This window comes from Nocardia sp. NPDC019323 (assembly GCF_044389845.1).
GTDB lineage: Bacteria > Actinomycetota > Actinomycetes > Mycobacteriales > Mycobacteriaceae > Nocardia > Nocardia implantans.
The window spans coordinates 866,399-883,577 of sequence record NZ_JBIRYN010000001.1 but is presented as its reverse complement, the minus strand read 5'-3'; the positions used below and the strand labels follow the sequence as shown (position 1 = coordinate 883,577).

Genomic DNA, 17,179 nt, shown 5'->3' with positions numbered 1-17,179 from the left:
GCGCCGCCGTTCGCGGGGGAGTGGGGTCAGGCGGCGACGGTCTGGCGCTCGGCGTCGGCCCCGGTGTTCGCGCGCTGGCGGTGGAACAACGCGAACGCGATCAGTCCGAATCCGATGCCCACCGCGGCCGCGACGCCGAACGCCGCGTCGAGCCCGGAGACGAAGTGCGGCGCCGTCATCGGCTGCGCGGCGTCGGCCACCCCGCGGAAGACGGTGCCGAGCACCGCGACGCCGAGCGCGAGGCCCAGTTGCCGCGCGGTGTTCACCGCACCCGCGGCGGTGCCCGCCTGCTGCGGGGCGACCGCGGCCATGCCGACCGAGACCAGGGCGGGCGCGTTGACGCCGATGCCGATGCCGATCACCACGAATCCCGGCACCAGGGCGACCCAGGACGACCCCGCCCCGACGAGCATCAGCAGCCAGCTGCCCACGCCGACCACCACCAACCCCGCGCCGATGGTCCACTTCGGCGCGACGTCGTGCAGCAGCCGTCCGAACGCGCCCGCCACCACGAACGCGGTCGCGGCCATCGGCAGCATCGCCAGACCCGCGTGCAGCGGCGACATGCGCAGTTGCTGCTGCAGCCACAGCGAGATCAGAGGACTGCTCGCGAACGCGGCGAACGTCTGACCGGACGCGCCGAACAGGGTCGCGCCGAAATCGCGATTGCGCAGCAGTGCCAAGGGGAACATCGGCGCGGCACCGCGTGCCTCGACCCGACCGAAGATCGCCGCCGCGGCGGCGCCCAGCGCGAACGCGGTCAGCGCGGCCGCGTCCGTCCAGCCGTGCTCGCCGCCGCGGATGACGCCGTAGGTGACCGCCGTCGCCGCGGTCGCGAAGGCCAGCATGCCGGGCACGTCCACCGCTCGGCCCGCCCGCCGCCGAGCGGGCGGGAACACGACGGCGGTGAGAACGATCGCCAGCACGGCGATGGGCAGGTTGACGAAGAAGATCCAGCGCCACGACAGCGCCTCGGTGAGCACGCCGCCGAGGACCACGCCGATGCCAGCCGCCGCGCCGGACACCGCGCCCCAGACGCCGAAGGCGACGCCGCGGTCGCGGCCGGTGTAGGTGGCGTGCAGCAGCGACAGCGTGGTGGCGAACATGGCCGCGCCGCCGACGCCTTGCAGCGCGCGCGCCGCGACGAGGCCGGCCGCGCTCTGGGCGACGCCGCAGCCGAGCGAGGCGACCGCGAAGACGACCAGTCCGGCCAGGTAGGCGCGCTTCGCGCCGACCCGGTCGGCGAGCGAGCCGAGCACCAGCAGCAATGCGGCCAGCGCCAGGGCGTAGCCGTCCACCACCCACTGCAAGCCGGACAAACCGGTGTCCAGATCGGCGGCGATGTCCGGCAGGGCGACGTTCACGATGGTGACGTCGATGAGCAGCATCAGCGTGCCCAGGCACGCGGCGAACAAGGGGAGCCATTTCCTCACGGGAGCCTCCACGGCGGATTCGAACGATTTCGACGCCAAGCGTGCGGCAATCGACCGGAACCCCCTATCCGCAGCCACATCAGCGTTAGATTCCTCTAGTGGATGACGACAGCTCGAGCGAATCCTCCGAACTCGATGTGCTGGACAAACAGATCGTGCACGCGCTGGTGCACGACGCCCGGATTCCGTTCGCCCGGCTCGGCGGCGTTCTCGGGGTCTCCGAGCAGACGGTGGCGCGGCGGTACCGCGCCCTGCGACAGCGCGGCATCCTGCACGTGGCCGGGCAGGTGAACGCGGTGCCGCTGGGCCACGCGCGCTGGGTGCTGCGCCTGAAATCCACACCGGACAAAGCGCTGCGGCTGGCCGAATCGCTGGCCCGTTTCCCGGATCTGAGCTGGGTGACCCTGCTGTCCACCGGGTCCGAGGTCACCTGCGTCGGCAGGCCGCGCTCGATCCAGCGGCGCGACGCGCTGCTGTTGCAGATCCTGCCCCGCGCCCCGCAAGTGCTGGAACTGGCCGCGCACGAGGTCATCCATCGTTTCCCGCTGGACGAGGAGTGGCCGCGCTATCGGCACCTGCTCACCGCCGCTCAGTTGGACGAACTCGGCCCGGCCCGGCCGAGGTGCTCAGGTGTGGGACCGAACGCGTCGGTGGACCTCTCGGCGGCCGACGAGGCGATGCTCACGCTGCTCGGCCGGGACGGGCGCGCTCCATACGCCCAGCTCGCGGCCGCGACCGGGTGGACGGCGCCGCGGGTCGCGCGGCGCATGGCCGAACTGACCGCGGCGGGCGTGCTGTATTTCGACGTCGATTTCGCGATCGAGCGGATGGGTTACGGCGTGCGCGGCGCGCTGTGGCTGCGCGTGCGGCCCGCCGACCTGGACGCGGTGGGGCGCGCGATGGCCACGCACCCGGAGATCGTCTTCGCCGCCGCCACCACCGGGTCGTCCAACCTGTTCGCTTCGATCATCTGCCGCGACACCGCGGACCTCTACCGGTATGTGACCGAGCGGCTCGGCGCGCTGGCGGGGATCACCGACGTGGAGGTGACGCCTTCCCTGCGTGTGCTCAAACAGGCGCAGACGCTGCTGGACACCGACCGGATCGCGCTCGTGCGCTGATCGCCCGGAGTTCGCCGGGAGCGGCGCGGCGCGTGCGGGGCGCGTCGCTTGACTCGAACACCTGTTCGTCTAGGCTGGTCGCCGGAACTTGTCGGTGCCGCGCTCTACTGTAGGCGCCAACCACAGAAAGACTTACCCGTCGAAAAGGGGATCAGGACATGGCACCACAGGCGTACGACCGGGACAAGGCGCTCGAGCTCGCGCTGGCCCAGGTGGAGAAGAGCTTCGGCAAGGGCGCCGTCATGCGCCTCGGCGAGGAGGCGCGCCAGCCCATCTCGGTGATCCCCACCGGCTCGATCGCGCTCGACGTCGCGCTCGGCATCGGCGGCCTGCCGCGCGGCCGCGTCGTCGAGATCTACGGCCCGGAATCCTCGGGTAAGACCACCGTGGCGCTGCACGCGGTGGCCAACGCGCAAGCCGCGGGCGGGGTGGCGGCGTTCATCGACGCCGAGCACGCGCTCGATCCGGACTACGCCCGCAAGCTGGGCGTCGACACCGACGCGCTGCTCGTCTCCCAGCCCGATACGGGTGAGCAGGCGCTGGAGATCGCCGACATGCTGGTGCGCTCCGGCGCCATCGACATCATCGTCATCGACTCGGTGGCCGCGCTGGTGCCGCGCGCCGAGATCGAGGGCGAGATGGGCGACAGCCACGTCGGCCTGCAGGCCCGCCTGATGAGCCAGGCGCTGCGCAAGATGACCAGCGCGTTGAACAATTCCGGCACCACCGCCATCTTCATCAACCAGTTGCGCGAGAAGATCGGCGTGATGTTCGGCTCGCCGGAGACCACCACCGGCGGCAAGGCGCTGAAGTTCTACGCCTCGGTGCGCTTGGACGTGCGTCGTATCGAGACGCTCAAGGACGGCAGCGACGCGGTGGGCAACCGCACCCGCGTGAAGGTCGTGAAGAACAAGGTCTCCCCGCCGTTCAAGCAGGCCGAGTTCGACATCCTCTACGGTCACGGCATCTCCAAGGAAGGCTCGCTCATCGACATGGGCGTCGAGCAGGGCTTCATCCGCAAGTCCGGCTCCTGGTACACCTACGAGGGCGATCAGCTCGGTCAGGGCAAGGAGAACGCCCGCAAGTTCCTGCTGGAGAACGTCGACGTCCGCGACGAGATCGAGAAGAAGATCAAGGAGAAGCTCGGCATCGGCGCCGACGTGACGGCCGATGCGGCCGCGGAGGTGCCCGCCGATTTCTGAGCCGACGCACAGCCGTCGCTCGCCCGGAACGGCTCCGTCCGGCTCCGGGCGGGCACGAGCCGACGCGGTGCAGGAGATGCGGCGCCGGCTGGAAGAACTCCTGTCCGCCTCCGGTTCGCCGGACGGCGCCCGGTCGCGCGGGCAGGATCACGAACTCGTCCGGAGGGCCGAAGGTGATTCGGCCGCGCCGGACACCATGGGAACCCGGCCGGGCGCATCCGATCCGCAGCGGGTGCGCTCGGCTGGGTCCCGTCGTAGTCACCGGGGAGCGCGGACCGGCTCGGCATCGGCCGGCTCCGAAGGAGGATCGGCGGCTCCGGGAGCGGCCGGAGCCGAAGGCGGAACGGTCGAGCAGGCGAAGGAGGCGTGTCTGCGTCTGCTGGCCGTTCGCGCTCGCAGCCGTGCCGAGCTGGCGCAGCGTCTGGCCGCCAAGGGGTACTCGGCCGAAGTGAGCGAGCGGGCGCTCGATCGCCTCGGCGAAGTGGGGCTCGTCGACGACGCCGCCTTCGCCGAGCAATGGGTGCATTCTCGCCACACCTTCTCCGGTAAAGGCAAACAGGCGCTCGCGCAGGAACTCCGGCGCAAGGGCGTCGCGCAGTCGGATGCCGCGGCCGCTCTCGAAGCCATCACCGGCGACGACGAGGAGGCCCGCGCCGCCGAGCTGGTCCGCCGCAAATTGCGCTCGCTGCCGCGAGACCTGGACCAGGACAAGACGATCCGCCGCCTCGTCGGCATGCTCGCCCGGCGGGGTTACGGCCAGTCCACGGCCTACCGGGTGGTCAAAACCGAATTGGCAGCTCGGGGAGTCGAGGGCGACCTCGACGAGTCCATCGATTGAACTCGATGGCGCACGTGGCTTCCGGTGATGCAGAGCCGGGGCCGGTCGGTCCGGCGATGTCGTATACCGGCTGCCGTCCAACCGCACGAACTCGTGCGTGTTCGTCGCCGGCACCGGGGTCGGCGCCTCGCGACGGCGGCTGAAGCCATGCGCGGTCGTCGTCGGCGATCGCCGAATCGATCCGGCCCGGTCGGGCCGAGCCGTATCCCGCTCACAACTGCGCTCCACGCCGGTCGGCTGTGCGGGATACGGAGGGCCGGTGCGCGGCTTCACCTGTGCCGGGTGCGGCCACCGCACTGGGGAGATCCCGGGTCTAGCGGAATCTCGGACGGCTACGACGTTTTCGATCGGTTTGCTGATTGTCGCTGCTCGGACAGCCGATCGGGGCCCGGCCCGCGGCGGTCGAGGTCTGTACCCTTCGTACCGCCGCGGCGGAGGTGCAACGCTGCGCGGGTTTCGGGTGCGGCATAGTCGGTCTACACCTCTCCTGTGTCGGAGGATGGACCGGCGGCCTCGATGCCCGCCATGGCGGCGCGTTCGTCCTCCAAGGAGGTCGCGGCCCCAGTCGACCCCACCGCGCCGAGAATTCCGCCCGCCGAGTCCCGGGTGAACACGCCGCCGGGCACGTCGAGGATGCGCCCTTCGGCGAGTGCCGCCACCGAGGTGAAGAAGGCAGGCGCGGCCGCCGCGCGGCGGGCGATCTCGCGATTGGGGAGGCCGAGCACGCCCCAGGCCTTGGCTATCGCGATCTGTGGTCGCAATATGCCGGAGCCGTCCTGGCGTTGTAACGCGACGAGATGGCCGCCCTGGCCGAGAACCGCCGCCGTGAGCGGGTCGAAGCCGTGCGCGGTGCCGTGGGCGAGCGCCTCGCTGACGATGAGCGTCGCGCGTTCCAGCGTGATCGAGGTCGTGGTAACCGTCATTTCCTACTCCTGTGTCGGGGACTTGCGGATTGCGCCCCACACGGCGCTCACCGACGCGAGCACCCAGGTGGCGCGATCAAGCCGCACGCTCACCTGATCCAGCACATGGCGCACCGACTCCAGCGCCGATTGCAGCGCGCCTTGGATCCAGGCGTGCGCGACCGACAGATGTTCGCCGGCGAAGAACACCCGCGGCGCCGGGTACGGACGCGGGGCGCCGATTTCGGCGAGGTAGCGCGCGTGCTGACCCGGTGCCAGGTAGGCGAACGCGCCACCGCCGATCCCGACCTGCTCGTCCCAGTCGGGGAAGGACTCGTCGAACAAAAGGGCGGAGGTACGGCTGGTCATCGATCAACTCCCGCAGGTTTGAAGCACTGATGACCGTCCCACCGGTCGTACCGGGGATCGGCGTATGCCTACGAGATTGAACGGACGCCTGCGCGGGCACGAGTGTTGCGCTCAGCTCGAGCGCAACACTCCGGCGCCGCGATCCGCGCCGTGTGATATTGCCGCGCGGTAGCCAGTTCGCTTGCGCTGCAACGGTTCCGACGCCGGACTCAGGGTTTGTGGCCGAGGTCGACGCCGGGCGCGGCGTCGGTGATGACCGAGTCGGCGGCGACAACCGCGCCGCCGCCCTTGCCGCGTCTGCGTGCCCGTAGCCGCTGCTCCAGTTTGGTCGCCACCAGCGTCAGCGCGCTGTTGAGCGCGATCATGACGATGGCGATGACGATCAGCGCCGGGATCGTGTTCTGCTCGGCCGCGCCGAGCTGCTGGCCGGAGCGCACGATCTCGACGTAGGTGATCTGGTAGCCAAGCGCCGAGTCCTTGAGCGCGACCACCATCTGCGAGATCAGCGCGGGCAGCATGGCCGTGATCGCCTGCGGCAGCAGGATCAACCGCATCAGCTGGTTCTTGCGCAGGCCCAGCGCGACGGCCGCCTCGGTCTGCCCCTTCGGCAGCGAGCGGATGCCCGCGCGCACGATCTCCGCGATGACCGAGCCGTTGTAGACGGTCAGCGCGGTGACCACCGCGGCGAGCGCGAGGTCCTCCGACGCGAACAGGTCGTACTCGGAGTACACCGCGAACAGGAAGATCATCAGGATCAGCACGGGAATGGCGCGCGCCACCTCGACGACGGTTCCCGCGATCCAGCGCACCACGCGATGGTCCGACAGCCGCAGGATGCCGAAGATCATGCCGACGATCAGCGCCAGCACGATGGACAGCAGCGCGGCGACGACCGTGCCGCGCAGACCGGGCAGCAGGTAGGTCGACCAGACCTCCGCCTCCAGGAACGGCTTCCACTTCTCCGCGGTGAACTGCCCCTTGTCGGCGAAACCGCGATAGAGCACCCAGCCCGTCGCGGCCACGGCGACCACGACCAGCAGCGAGTAGACGTTGTTGCGCAGCCGCGCCTTCGGGCCCGGCGCGTCGAACAGGACCGAAGCTCCCGTGCTCATCGGGCGACCTCGTATCTCTTGGCCAGCCAGCCGAAGAACAGGCCGGTCGGCAGGGTCAGGATCACGAAGCCGAGCGCGAAGATCGCGCCGATCGCCAGGACGGCGGCCTCGGTCTCGGTCATCTCCGCCATCAGGGTCGCCGCTTCGGCGACGCCGATCGCCGAGGCGATGGTGGAGTTCTTGGTCAGCGCGATCAACACGCTGCCCAGCGGGGCGATCACCGAGCGGAAAGCCTGCGGCAATACGACCAGCCGCAGGTTCTGCAGGAATCCGAACCCGAGCGAGCGGCCCGCCTCGGACTGGCCCATCGGCACGGTGTTGATGCCCGCGCGCAGCGACTCGCAGACGAAGGAGGCGGTGTAAATGCTCAGGCCGACGACCGCGAAGCGGAAGTTGTTCTGCGCCAACGAGTCCGGCCCCTCACCGGCCAGGCGCCAGCCCATCGTCGTGTAGAGGCCCAGCGACATGAACACGATGATCAGCGTGAGCGGGGTGTTGCGGAAGACGGTGACGTAGGCGGTGCCGACCCAGCGGGCGACCGGCACGGGAGACACGCGCAGCGCCGCGACGACGGTGCCGAGGATCAGCGCGCCGACCGCGGACAGCACGGTCAGCTGGATGGTCACCCAGAAGGCTTCGAGGATTTGGCTGTCGTACCTCGAGATCAGGTCGAACACGGCGGACGCGTTCCTCCGATCGGGTCTCGATGGGCAGGGGCGGTGCGGCGGGTGGCCCGGCCCGGTCGGGGACGGGCCACCCGTGCCGGGCGGGCAGTGCGGACGCTCAGTACCGGTTCACCGTCGGCGACTGCGGGGCCTGGTAGCCCGACGCGCCGACGGTCGAGTCGAACGCCTTCTTCCAGGAACCGTCGGCGATCATCGCCTCGATCGCGTCGTTGATCTTGTCGCGCAGTTCCTTGTCGCCCTTCTTCAACCCGATGCCGTAGTTCTCCGTGGTGAACGGCTTGCCGACCACCTTGAACGCGCCGCTGCTCTGCGCCGCGTAACCGGCCAGGATGATGTCGTCGGTGGTCACCGCGTCCCAGGAGCCCGCGCGCAGGCCCTCGAGGCACAGCGAGTAGGTGTCGTTGGTCTGCAGCTGCGTATCGGGGAAGTTCTTCTCGATGTTCTGGGCCGGGGTGGAGCCCTTCACCGAGCAGACCTTCTTGCCCTTCAGGTTGTCCGGGCCGTTGATGTCGGTGTTGTCGGCGCGCACCAGCAGCGACTGTCCCGCGACGTAGTACGGTCCGGCGAAGTCGACCTTCTCCTTGCGCTTGTCGTTGATCGAGTAGGTGGCGACGATGTAGTCGACCTGCCCGTTCTCGATCAGGGTCTCGCGCTGCGGCGACGGCGCCTCCTTGAACGTGATGTCGTTCGGCTGCACGCCCAGTTTCCCGGCTACGTACTTGGCCACCTCGACGTCGAAGCCGCTGTAGGACCCGTCCTTGTTCCGCAGGCCCAGGCCCGGCTGGTCGAACTTGATGCCGATGGTGAGCTTGCCGTCCTTGGCGTGATCCAGGGCGGACTTGTCGCTGCCGCCGCCACACGCGGTGGCGGTCGCGGCGGCGAGTGTCAGGGCGATCGCCCCGACGCCGATGCGCAGAGCGCGATTGATCCTCATCGAGTTCCTTCTCCCTATCCAGTGGGTGTGCTGGCCGCTGTTCCGGCAGGTCAGTGGCTCAAGATCTTGCCCAGGAAGTCCTTCGCACGCTCGGACTTCGGGGCGGTGAAGAAGGCGTCCGGCGCCGCGTCCTCCACCACCTGGCCGTCGGCCATGAACAGCACCCGATTCCCCGCGCGGCGCGCGAAGCCCATCTCGTGGGTGACGACCAGCATCGTCATCCCCTCCTTGGCCAGCGACACCATGACCTCCAGCACCTCGTTGACCATCTCCGGGTCCAGGGCGGAGGTCGGCTCGTCGAACAGCATCACCTTCGGGCTCATCGCCAGCGCCCTGGCGATGGCGACGCGCTGCTGCTGGCCGCCCGACAGCTGCGCCGGGTACTTGTCGGCCTGATCGGCGATGCCGACCCGGTCGAGCAGCTCCATGGCGCGCGTCCGAGCGTCGTCCTTCTTGACCTTGCGGACCTTGACCGGCGCGAGCATGACGTTCTCGAGGATCGTCTTGTGCGCGAAGAGATTGAAGGACTGGAAGACCATGCCGACGTCGGCGCGCAGCGCGGCCAGCGCGCGGCCCTCGGCGGGCAGTGGGGTCCCGTCGATGGCGATGTCGCCGGAATCGATCGGCTCCAGCCGGTTGATGGTGCGACACAGCGTCGACTTGCCGGACCCCGATGGCCCCAGGACGATGACGACCTGGCCCTTGGGGACCTCGAGATTGATGTCCTTCAGCACGTGCAGGTCGCCGAAGTGTTTGTCCACATTGCGCATCGAGATCATCGGCGGCGCGCTGGTGGCGGCGCTGACGTCCCCGGCAGAGGCGTCCCCGGTCGTGCCGGGAGCGGCTGCGTCGTCGGTCATGGTCATGACCTTAGGCAAAAATCGGAAATTTGCCCGACTTTCCGCGACACACCCTCCCGCCACGCCGATTCGACATGTGCGCGTAACTTCACGGTCCCTCCGTCCTCGGGCCGCGGACGCCCCCCGAGCCTGGGCAGATGCCCGCGAAAACCGTCGGAGGCCGCCCCGTACCCTGGACGGGTGGATTCGATCGGACAGGCAGTGTTGGCTCCCGCGCCCGCCGAGGGCACAGCACGCAGTTACGAGGTCCGCACCTTCGGTTGCCAGATGAACGTGCACGATTCCGAACGCTTGTCGGGTTTGCTGGAGGACGCGGGCTACGTGAAGGCCGCGCCCGGCGCGCAGGCCGACCTCGTCGTCTTCAACACCTGCGCGGTGCGCGAGAACGCCGACAACAAGCTCTACGGCACGCTCGGGCACCTGGCGCCGATCAAGGCGAGCCGTCCCGGCATGCAGATCGCCGTCGGCGGCTGCCTGGCGCAGAAGGACCGCGACGTCGTGGTGCGCAAGGCGCCGTGGGTGGACGTGGTGTTCGGCACCCACAACATCGGTTCGCTGCCGGTGCTGCTGGAGCGGGCGCGGCACAACAGGGAAGCCCAGGTGGAGATCCTGGAGTCGCTGGAGGCGTTCCCGTCCACCCTGCCCGCCAAGCGCGAGTCCGCCTACGCGGGATGGGTTTCCATCTCGGTCGGCTGCAACAACACCTGCACCTTCTGCATCGTGCCTTCGCTGCGCGGCAAGGAGGTCGACCGCCGCCCCGGTGACGTGCTCGCCGAGGTGCAGGCGCTGGTGGACCAAGGCGTGCTCGAGGTGACGCTGCTCGGCCAGAACGTGAACTCCTACGGCGCCTCGTTCGCCGACCCGGACGAACCCCGCGACCGCGGCGCGTTCGCCAAACTCCTGCGCGCGTGCGGGCACATCGACGGCTTGGAGCGGGTCCGCTTCACCTCGCCGCACCCCGCCGAGTTCACCGACGACGTGATCGAGGCCATGGCCGAGACCCCGAACATCTGCCCGCAGCTGCACATGCCGCTGCAGTCGGGTTCGGACCGGGTGCTCAAGGCGATGCGCCGCTCCTATCGCAAGGCCCGCTACCTGGGCATCATCGACAAGGTGCGCGCCGCCATGCCGCACGCCGCGATCACCACCGACATCATCGTCGGCTTCCCCGGTGAGACCGAGGAAGACTTCCAGGAGACCCTGGACGTGGTCCGGCAGGCGCGTTTCACCAGCGCGTTCACCTTCCAGTACTCCAAGCGGCCCGGCACGCCCGCCGCCGAGATGCCCGACCAGCTGCCCAAGGCCGTGGTCCAGGAGCGCTACGACCGGCTCATCGCGCTGCAGGAGGAGATCTCCCTTGCCGCCAACCGCGAGCTGGTCGGCACCGAGGTGGAATTGCTGGTAGCCGATGGCGCCGGCAAGAAGAACGCCGCCACCGCGCGGATGAGCGGCCGCGCCCGCGACGGCAGGCTCGTGCACTTCCGCCCGGGCGGCACGGCCGAGCCGATCCGCCCCGGAGACCTGGTCACGGTGGACATCACCGCAGCGGCGCCGCACCACTTGGTCGCCGATGCCGCGATCAAGAGCCACCGCCGCACCCGCGCCGGTGACGCGCACGAGCGTGGCGTCACGCCGAAGACCGCGCCGATCGGCGTGGGGCTCGGATTGCCCCGCATCGGCGCGCCCGCACCCGAACCGGCGGCCGCGGGCTGCTCGACCGGCTGCGGCGCATGACCACGAACGCGGACGACGATGACGACGTCACTCGTGGCGTCGAAGGGTCTGCCGCGTCCGGCGACGACCAGCCCGGCGCGTCCGCGGCTCCGGGGCGCGAGCAGGCGCGCCCCGCTGGAGACGAACGAAACGAGGACTCAGTGAGCTCGGTCGAGAGCACCAGCGACTTCGAACAATTCCGCGACGATCTGGACGCCGTCGAGCGCAAGATCGCCGGTGAGATCGATCCCGGGGTCCGCGCGATGGTCGTGGCAGGCGCGGTGTTCGTGCTGCTGGCCTCGCTGGTGCTGCCGCACGCGGGCGCGGCGCGCGGCTTCGACGTGCTGCTGAACACCGACGTCGCGCGGGCCGAGCACATCGGGCTGCCCTCGCGGATCTTCGTGTGGTTCGTGGTGGTGTTCGGCATCGGGTTCTCGATGCTGGCGCTGATGACCCGCCGCTGGGTGCTCGCGTGGATCGCGGTCGCGGGCAGCGCCGTGGCGGCCGTGTTCGGCGTGCTGTCCATCTGGCACCGCCAGACGCCGGGACTCGGCAACTACATCGGCGCAGGCCCCGGCATCGGCCTGATCCTCGGCGCAATCGTGACCGTCGTGCTCACCTTCCACTGGATCCGGGTGGTGTGGAGCCGGACCGCGCTGCACCTGGCCGCCGAGGAGCAGCGCCGCAACGCCGCCGCGGCGGCGGAGGAACGCGACCGCCGTCGCCTCATGGGCGATTCCTGACCGGAGCCTGTTCCGCGAACGACAGCGGCCCCTCCCGGTCGGGAGGGGCCGCTGTCGGTGTCCGGTGTCAGCGGTTGCTGACGGCGCCCTCGGCGGCCTCGGCCCACTCCCGCCACTGCTTGGCCTGTTCCAGCGCCTTCTCCGCGTCGCGGGCCTTGCCCGCGGCCTGCGCTTTCGCGGCCTGCTCCTCGAACTGCGCCACACGCTCACGGAACTGGGCGGCGCGGGCCATCGCCTCCGGATCGGTGCGCCGCCACTGCGCGTCGACGGCGTCGCGCACGCGCTTCTCGATCGCCCGCAGCTTGCCTTCCAGTTCCTGCATGCGCTCGCGCGGGACCTTGCCGATGGCGTCCCACTTGTCCTGGAGTTCGCGCAGCGCGCCGCGCGCGGCTTCCAGGTCGGCGGACGGATCGATGAAGGCGTAGGCGTTCAGCAGTTCCTCCTTGGCGGCGGCGTTCTGCTCGAACTCGGCGTCGCGCTCGGAGACCGCGGCGTTGCGCGCGGCGAAGAAGACGTCCTGGGCGCTCTTGAAGCGCCGCCACAGCGCCTCGTCGGCCTCGCGCGGTGCGCGACCGGCGGCCTTCCACTCGGTGAGCAGGTCGCGGAAGACGCTGGCGGTGCCCACCCAGTCGGTGGAGCCGGACAGCTCCTCGGCCTGCACGCACAGTTCTTCCTTGCGCGCCTTCGCGGCGGCGCGTTCGCGATCCAGTTCGGCGAAGTGCGCGCCGCGGCGCCGGTTGAACGCCTCGCGCGCCTTGGAGTAGCGCTTCCACAGCGCGTCGTCGACCTTGCGGTCCACGCCGCGGATGGACTTCCACTCGTCGAGGATCTCCCGCAACCGATCGCCCGCGGCCTTCCACTGGGTGGACTCGGCGGCGATCTTCTCCGCCTCGGCGGCCAGCGCCTCCTTGCGTTCGGTGTGCTCGTGCCTGGCGCGCTCCTTCTCTTCCTTCGCGTGCGCGGCGGCTTCCTCGGAGTGTTCGGCGATGGCCTGCAGGCGCCGGGCCAGGCCCTCGATGTCGCCGATGACGGCGGCGGTCGGCAGCGACTCGGCCAGCGCGACGGCGGCGGCCTTGGTCTTGCGCGCGTCCGCGCCCGCCGCCAGCCTGGCCTCCAGCAGGGCGACCTCGGTGGCCAGATCGTCGAACCGGCGGCCGAAGTGGGCCAGGCCCTCCGCGGCGTCACCGGCCTGCCACGAGCCGACCTGGCGCTCGCCCTCGGCGGTCTTCACCCAGGCGGTGCCGTCTTCGTCGACCCGGCCCCACAGGCTCGGATCGGAGACGGTGGGCACGACGACGGGATGGGGATGCTGCTGGGCCGGGCCCGGGGCGGGTTTGACCGCGTGCGGTTTGGGCGGTTGAATCGAGCGGCCCGGTTTCGGGGCACCGGAAGAACGGGGCATCTTGCCGGGGCCGGCTTTCGCGGTTCCGTTGCTGTCGGTCATTTTTCCTCGTCCCTGCCGCGCGTCACGGCTGCCTGGTTACGCCCTAGCTCATCCCATTCAACCCGGTCCGAGCCCTTGTGACCATCGATCCACGCCTTCCCACGGAGGAATCCCGGGGATTCCAACCCCTGATGACCTGGGTTGTAGCTCCTCGAACACTATCAATCCTGGCGGTGTTTCCGGCAGAGACACTCGAAGCCGAGCGGCGCCGGTGCTCCGGGCAACGACTACGGTTACGACGTGTTCTCCGTCGCCGCTCTCGTCCCTTCGCCGCCCGTGCTGGTTCCCGAGCTGTGCGGCGGCCTGACGGACGCGGCCGGAGCAGGGGATTCGGACCCGCGCGCGGTGCTGCGGTCGGCGGTGCTCGACACCGTGCGCGCCGTCGCGGCCGTGACGAGCCGTTGGACGGTGGTCGGCGTCGACGCGGATGACCGCACGTTCGGTGCGGAGACCGTCGGCACGTTCCGCGGCTTCGGCGTGGACGTGCGGGTCGGCCTCTCCGATGCCGCGGTCGCCGGGGGGAGCCCGGCCGATGCCGGGTTGCCGCTGGCCGTGCTGATCGGCGCGTGGTTGCGCGGGCAGGTGGCCCCCGGCGCGGTCGCCGAGGCGAGCATCGTCGCCGCGGGCGCGCCCGCGCAGCATTGCCAGGAGTACGGGGCGAAGCTGCGGGCGGAGCTGGACGGCGACGACGAGCCGCGCGGTGTGCTGGTCGTCGCCGACGGGGCGGCGACGCTGTCCGTCAAGGCCCCCGGCTATCTCGACGAACGGGCGCGTCCGGTGCAGGACCGGCTGGACCACGCGCTGAGCACCGGTGATCGCGCCGCGCTACGGGCACTAGACCCCGAGTTGTGCGCAGAACTGGGCGTTGCGGGCCGCCCGGCCTATCAGGTGCTGGCCGGACTGTTCCGCACCGACCCGCTGGTGGAGACGCGGTACCGCGACGCTCCGTTCGGCGTCGGCTACCACGTGAGCCTCTGGCGGCCCGCGGGAGACGACGCGCCGTGACGGACCCAGCCATCACGCCGATCGCGGTCGTCGGTCCCACCGCCACCGGCAAATCCGACCTCGCTCTCGACCTGGCCGAACGACTCGGCGGCGAAATCGTGAACATCGACGCCATGCAGCTGTACCGGGGCATGGACATCGGCACCGCGAAGCTGCCCGTCGCGCAGCGCCGCGGCATCCCGCACCACCAGCTCGACGTGCTCGACGTGACCGACACCGCGTCCGTGGCCGCCTATCAGGCGGCGGCGAGCGCGGACGTCGTCGCGATCATGGGGCGCGGCCGGGTGCCGGTCATCGTGGGCGGCTCGATGATGTACGTCCAGGCGCTGCTGGACCAATGGGAGTTCCCGGCCACCGATCCGGCCGTGCGGGCGCGCTGGGAGGCGGTGCTCGCCGAGCAGGGCGTCGCGGCGGTGCACGCGGCGTTGCGCGCGGCCGATCCGGTGGCCGCGGCCACCATCCTGCCCACCGACGGGCGCCGCATGGTGCGTGCGCTGGAGGTCGTGGAACTCACCGGACGGCCGTTCGCCGCCTCCGCGCCGACCATCGGGCGGCCGCGCTGGGGCACCGTCGTCATCGGCGTCGACCGGGAGACCGCGGCGCTGGACGCGCGCATCGAGCGGCGCACCGCGGCCATGTTCGAAGGCGGGCTGGTGGAGGAGGTACGCGGCCTGATCGAACGCGGCTTGCGGGAGGGCGTGACGGCCCGCCGGGCCATCGGCTACGCACAAGTCCTGGCCTATTTGGACAACGAATACGACCTGAACCACGCTCAGGAACGCACCCTCATCGGCACCCGGCGCTACGTGCGCAGGCAACGCTCCTGGTTCCGGCGCGATCCCCGGGTGCGGTGGGTGGACGGCGCCGCCCCGGACCCGGCCGCGACGGCGCTGGCCCTGCTCGACGAGAAAGAACGGACTTCGCAGTGACCCGACGTGTGAGCACGCGCAACGCCTCCGTCCAGGTGTGGGAGGCCTACCTCAACAATCGCACCAAGCGTCATCGCGACGGCCGTTTCCTGGTGCAGGGGGTCCGTCCGATCACGCAGGCCCTGGCCAACGACTGGCCGCTGGAAACGCTGCTGTACCGCCTCGGCGGCCCCGAGCTGTCCGGCTGGGCGCGCGAAGTGCTGGACACCAGCGGCGTTCCGCAGGTCGGCTTGGTGCCCGAGCTGATGGCCGAGCTCGGGGAGAAGTCCGGCGGAATACCGGAACTGGTGGCGGTCGCGGAGTCGCGACAGCCCGAGCTGGAGACCTTCGAACCGGGTGAGCCGGGGGAGGACGCGCCGGTGGTCGTGGTGTTCGACCGGCCCAACTCGCCGGGCAACCTGGGCACGCTGATCCGCTCGGCCGACGCGTTCGGCGCCAGCGGCGTCATCGTCACCGGCCACGGCGCCGACCAGTACGACCCCCAAGCGGTGCGCGCCTCGACCGGTTCGCTGTTCGCCGTTCCGGTGATCCGCGCCGCCGGGCCCGCGCAGGTGATGGAGTTCCGCAACCGGCAGATCCGCCGTGGCATACCGACGCGCATCGTCGGCACCGACGAGCACGGCAGCCACGCCGCCTACGACTACGACTTCACCGACGCCACCATCCTGGTCGTCGGCAACGAGACCAGCGGCATGAGCGCCGCCTGGCAGACGGCCTGCGACGACCTGGTGCACATCCCGATGGGCGGCACGGCCAGCTCGCTGGGCGCGCCATCGGCGGCCGCGGTGGCGCTCTACGAAATTTCCCGGCAGCGCCGGACGTTTGCCAAGTGACGACGAGACAGGGAGACATCGCACGTGCCGGACATCGAGTTCACCAAGGGCCACGGCACCGAGAACGATTTCGTGGTGCTGCCGGACCCGCGGGCCCGCCTCGCGCTGACCGCCGAGCAGGTCGGCGCGCTGTGTGATCGCAGGCGCGGGCTCGGCGCGGACGGCGTGCTGCGGGTCGCGCGGGCCGGTGCCCTGCGGGACGCCGGTGTGCTCTCGACGCTTCCCGACGGCGTGGCAGCAGACGACTGGTTCATGGACTACCGCAACGCCGACGGCTCGATCGCCGAGATGTGCGGCAACGGGGTGCGCGTGTTCGCGCACTACCTGCACGCGTCGGGACTGGAGACCCGCGACAGCTTCGTCGTCGGCAGCCGCGCCGGCGCGCGTCCGGTCACCGTGCATGCCGGGAACTCGGTCACCGGGGATGTCACCGTCGGCATGGGCCGGGTGCGCGAACTCGGCCCGTCCACCGCGACCATCGCGGGCTGGGCACTTGCCGGGATCGGCATCGATGTCGGCAATCCGCATCTGGCCTGCGTCGATGCGGGCATGTCCGCCGACGCGCTCGGAAAGCTCGACCTGACCGTGCCGCCCGGCTTCGATCCGGATCTGTTCCCGCACGGAGTGAACGTGGAGATCGTCACGGCGCTGGACGCCGAGGCGTCGGTGGACATGCGGGTCTACGAGCGCGGTGTGGGCGAAACGCGTTCCTGCGGAACGGGAACCGTCGCCGCGGCCGCCGCGGCGCTGGCCGCCGACGGCTTCCGGATCGCCGAGGATTCCGGCCGGGTGACGGTCCGGGTGCCGGGTGGTGAACTGACCGTCGGGCTCGAGCGCGGCTCGGCGTGGCTGCGCGGTCCGTCGGTGCTGGTGGCCACCGGCCGCCTCGCCGGATCCTGGTGGGAGAGCCGGTAGCGGCGTCGCGCCCGGATAACCGCGTGCGTGCTGCGGTGATGTCGTGGCAGCATGGATGGTGTATGAGGAAATCAGAGACGTATGAATTCACTCCGGCGGACGCGGACGACCGCGCCGCCGATGCGGCCGACGACGCGGTG

The 17,179-nt window shown here is 70.4% G+C and carries 17 protein-coding genes; 9 read left to right on the top strand and 8 right to left on the bottom strand.

Features of this window, described 5'->3' with window-relative positions; translation table 11 throughout:
* Window positions 1-26: 26 nt before the first annotated feature.
* Window positions 27-1,433, bottom strand: coding sequence for an MFS transporter (locus tag ACH49X_RS04135; protein ID WP_323124736.1), 1,407 nt, complete (start codon window positions 1,431-1,433; stop codon window positions 27-29).
* 98 nt (window positions 1,434-1,531) lie between these two features.
* Here ACH49X_RS04135 and ACH49X_RS04130 point away from each other — a divergent pair, with 98 nt between their 5' ends.
* From ACH49X_RS04130 to recX, 3 genes are all read left to right on the top strand, one after another.
* Window positions 1,532-2,554 carry an Lrp/AsnC family transcriptional regulator gene (locus ACH49X_RS04130; RefSeq protein ID WP_323124737.1) on the top strand — a complete coding sequence of 341 codons (1,023 nt, stop codon included), beginning with the start codon at window positions 1,532-1,534 and terminating at the stop codon, window positions 2,552-2,554.
* 158 nt (window positions 2,555-2,712) lie between these two features.
* Window positions 2,713-3,756: a recombinase RecA gene (gene recA / locus ACH49X_RS04125; protein WP_043728224.1), complete on the top strand. Its 1,044-nt coding sequence runs from the start codon at window positions 2,713-2,715 to the stop codon at window positions 3,754-3,756.
* A gap of 196 nt (window positions 3,757-3,952) precedes the next feature.
* Window positions 3,953-4,594, top strand: a complete 642-nt coding sequence (gene recX / locus ACH49X_RS04120) for a recombination regulator RecX (RefSeq protein WP_397069160.1) — start codon at window positions 3,953-3,955, stop codon at window positions 4,592-4,594.
* Window positions 4,595-5,070: 476 nt separating this feature from the next.
* Here recX and ACH49X_RS04115 read toward each other — a convergent pair whose 3' ends face one another.
* The 6 genes from ACH49X_RS04115 to ACH49X_RS04090 all read right to left on the bottom strand — a co-directional run bounded on the left by ACH49X_RS04115 (window position 5,071) and on the right by ACH49X_RS04090 (window position 9,376).
* Complete coding sequence (locus ACH49X_RS04115; RefSeq protein WP_357108095.1) at window positions 5,071-5,517, bottom strand: heme-binding protein; 447 nt, start codon at window positions 5,515-5,517, stop codon at window positions 5,071-5,073.
* A gap of 3 nt (window positions 5,518-5,520) precedes the next feature.
* Window positions 5,521-5,865, bottom strand: a complete 345-nt coding sequence (locus ACH49X_RS04110; protein WP_323124738.1) for an FAD-dependent oxidoreductase — start codon at window positions 5,863-5,865, stop codon at window positions 5,521-5,523.
* Between the two features lie 209 nt (window positions 5,866-6,074).
* Window positions 6,075-6,977: an amino acid ABC transporter permease gene (locus ACH49X_RS04105; protein WP_195078848.1), complete on the bottom strand. Its 903-nt coding sequence runs from the start codon at window positions 6,975-6,977 to the stop codon at window positions 6,075-6,077.
* Window positions 6,974-7,654, bottom strand: a complete 681-nt coding sequence (locus ACH49X_RS04100) for an amino acid ABC transporter permease (RefSeq protein ID WP_357108091.1) — start codon at window positions 7,652-7,654, stop codon at window positions 6,974-6,976. Before ACH49X_RS04100 ends, ACH49X_RS04105 begins: the two co-directional genes overlap by 4 nt.
* A gap of 106 nt (window positions 7,655-7,760) precedes the next feature.
* Window positions 7,761-8,597 (bottom strand): glutamate ABC transporter substrate-binding protein, encoded by an 837-nt coding sequence (locus ACH49X_RS04095; protein ID WP_195078850.1) that lies wholly within the window; start codon window positions 8,595-8,597, stop codon window positions 7,761-7,763.
* 50 nt (window positions 8,598-8,647) lie between these two features.
* A complete protein-coding gene (locus ACH49X_RS04090; protein WP_357206831.1) occupies window positions 8,648-9,376 on the bottom strand; it encodes an amino acid ABC transporter ATP-binding protein in 729 nt (242 codons plus the stop codon).
* 261 nt (window positions 9,377-9,637) lie between these two features.
* Here ACH49X_RS04090 and miaB point away from each other — a divergent pair, with 261 nt between their 5' ends.
* Entirely contained in the window at window positions 9,638-11,191 is a 1,554-nt protein-coding gene (miaB, locus tag ACH49X_RS04085; RefSeq protein WP_357206797.1) for a tRNA (N6-isopentenyl adenosine(37)-C2)-methylthiotransferase MiaB, read from the top strand.
* Window positions 11,188-11,913, top strand: a complete 726-nt coding sequence (locus ACH49X_RS04080; protein WP_323124739.1) for a hypothetical protein — start codon at window positions 11,188-11,190, stop codon at window positions 11,911-11,913. Before miaB ends, ACH49X_RS04080 begins: the two co-directional genes overlap by 4 nt.
* A gap of 67 nt (window positions 11,914-11,980) precedes the next feature.
* Here the strand turns inward: ACH49X_RS04080 and ACH49X_RS04075 are convergent, their stop codons facing one another.
* Entirely contained in the window at window positions 11,981-13,357 is a 1,377-nt protein-coding gene (locus ACH49X_RS04075) for a DUF349 domain-containing protein (protein ID WP_195082159.1), read from the bottom strand.
* Window positions 13,358-13,597: 240 nt separating this feature from the next.
* Between ACH49X_RS04075 and ACH49X_RS04070 the strand changes: the two genes are divergently transcribed.
* The 4 genes from ACH49X_RS04070 to dapF are packed head-to-tail and all read left to right on the top strand — an operon-like array spanning window position 13,598 to window position 17,039.
* Entirely contained in the window at window positions 13,598-14,362 is a 765-nt protein-coding gene (locus ACH49X_RS04070; RefSeq protein ID WP_357206795.1) for a hypothetical protein, read from the top strand.
* A complete protein-coding gene (miaA, locus tag ACH49X_RS04065) occupies window positions 14,359-15,291 on the top strand; it encodes a tRNA (adenosine(37)-N6)-dimethylallyltransferase MiaA (RefSeq protein ID WP_357108083.1) in 933 nt (310 codons plus the stop codon). The genes ACH49X_RS04070 and miaA overlap by 4 nt, the downstream gene beginning before the upstream one ends.
* Window positions 15,288-16,124, top strand: coding sequence for an RNA methyltransferase (locus ACH49X_RS04060; RefSeq protein ID WP_195082161.1), 837 nt, complete (start codon window positions 15,288-15,290; stop codon window positions 16,122-16,124). The genes miaA and ACH49X_RS04060 overlap by 4 nt, the downstream gene beginning before the upstream one ends.
* A 33-nt stretch (window positions 16,125-16,157) precedes the next feature.
* Complete coding sequence (gene dapF, locus ACH49X_RS04055; RefSeq protein ID WP_357206829.1) at window positions 16,158-17,039, top strand: diaminopimelate epimerase; 882 nt, start codon at window positions 16,158-16,160, stop codon at window positions 17,037-17,039.
* Window positions 17,040-17,179 lie beyond the last annotated feature (140 nt).

Coding starts and splice junctions, on each gene's coding strand:
- ACH49X_RS04075 (WP_195082159.1), bottom strand. CDS start 13,357: ATGACCGACAGCAACGGAACCGCGAAAGCCGGCCCCGGCAAGATGCCC.
- recA (WP_043728224.1), top strand. CDS start 2,713: ATGGCACCACAGGCGTACGACCGGGACAAGGCGCTCGAGCTCGCGCTG.
- ACH49X_RS04110 (WP_323124738.1), bottom strand. CDS start 5,865: ATGACCAGCCGTACCTCCGCCCTTTTGTTCGACGAGTCCTTCCCCGAC.
- recX (WP_397069160.1), top strand. CDS start 3,953: ATGGGAACCCGGCCGGGCGCATCCGATCCGCAGCGGGTGCGCTCGGCT.
- ACH49X_RS04090 (WP_357206831.1), bottom strand. CDS start 9,376: ATGATCTCGATGCGCAATGTGGACAAACACTTCGGCGACCTGCACGTG.
- ACH49X_RS04115 (WP_357108095.1), bottom strand. CDS start 5,517: ATGACGGTTACCACGACCTCGATCACGCTGGAACGCGCGACGCTCATC.
- ACH49X_RS04095 (WP_195078850.1), bottom strand. CDS start 8,597: ATGAGGATCAATCGCGCTCTGCGCATCGGCGTCGGGGCGATCGCCCTG.
- ACH49X_RS04105 (WP_195078848.1), bottom strand. CDS start 6,977: ATGAGCACGGGAGCTTCGGTCCTGTTCGACGCGCCGGGCCCGAAGGCG.
- ACH49X_RS04080 (WP_323124739.1), top strand. CDS start 11,188: ATGACCACGAACGCGGACGACGATGACGACGTCACTCGTGGCGTCGAA.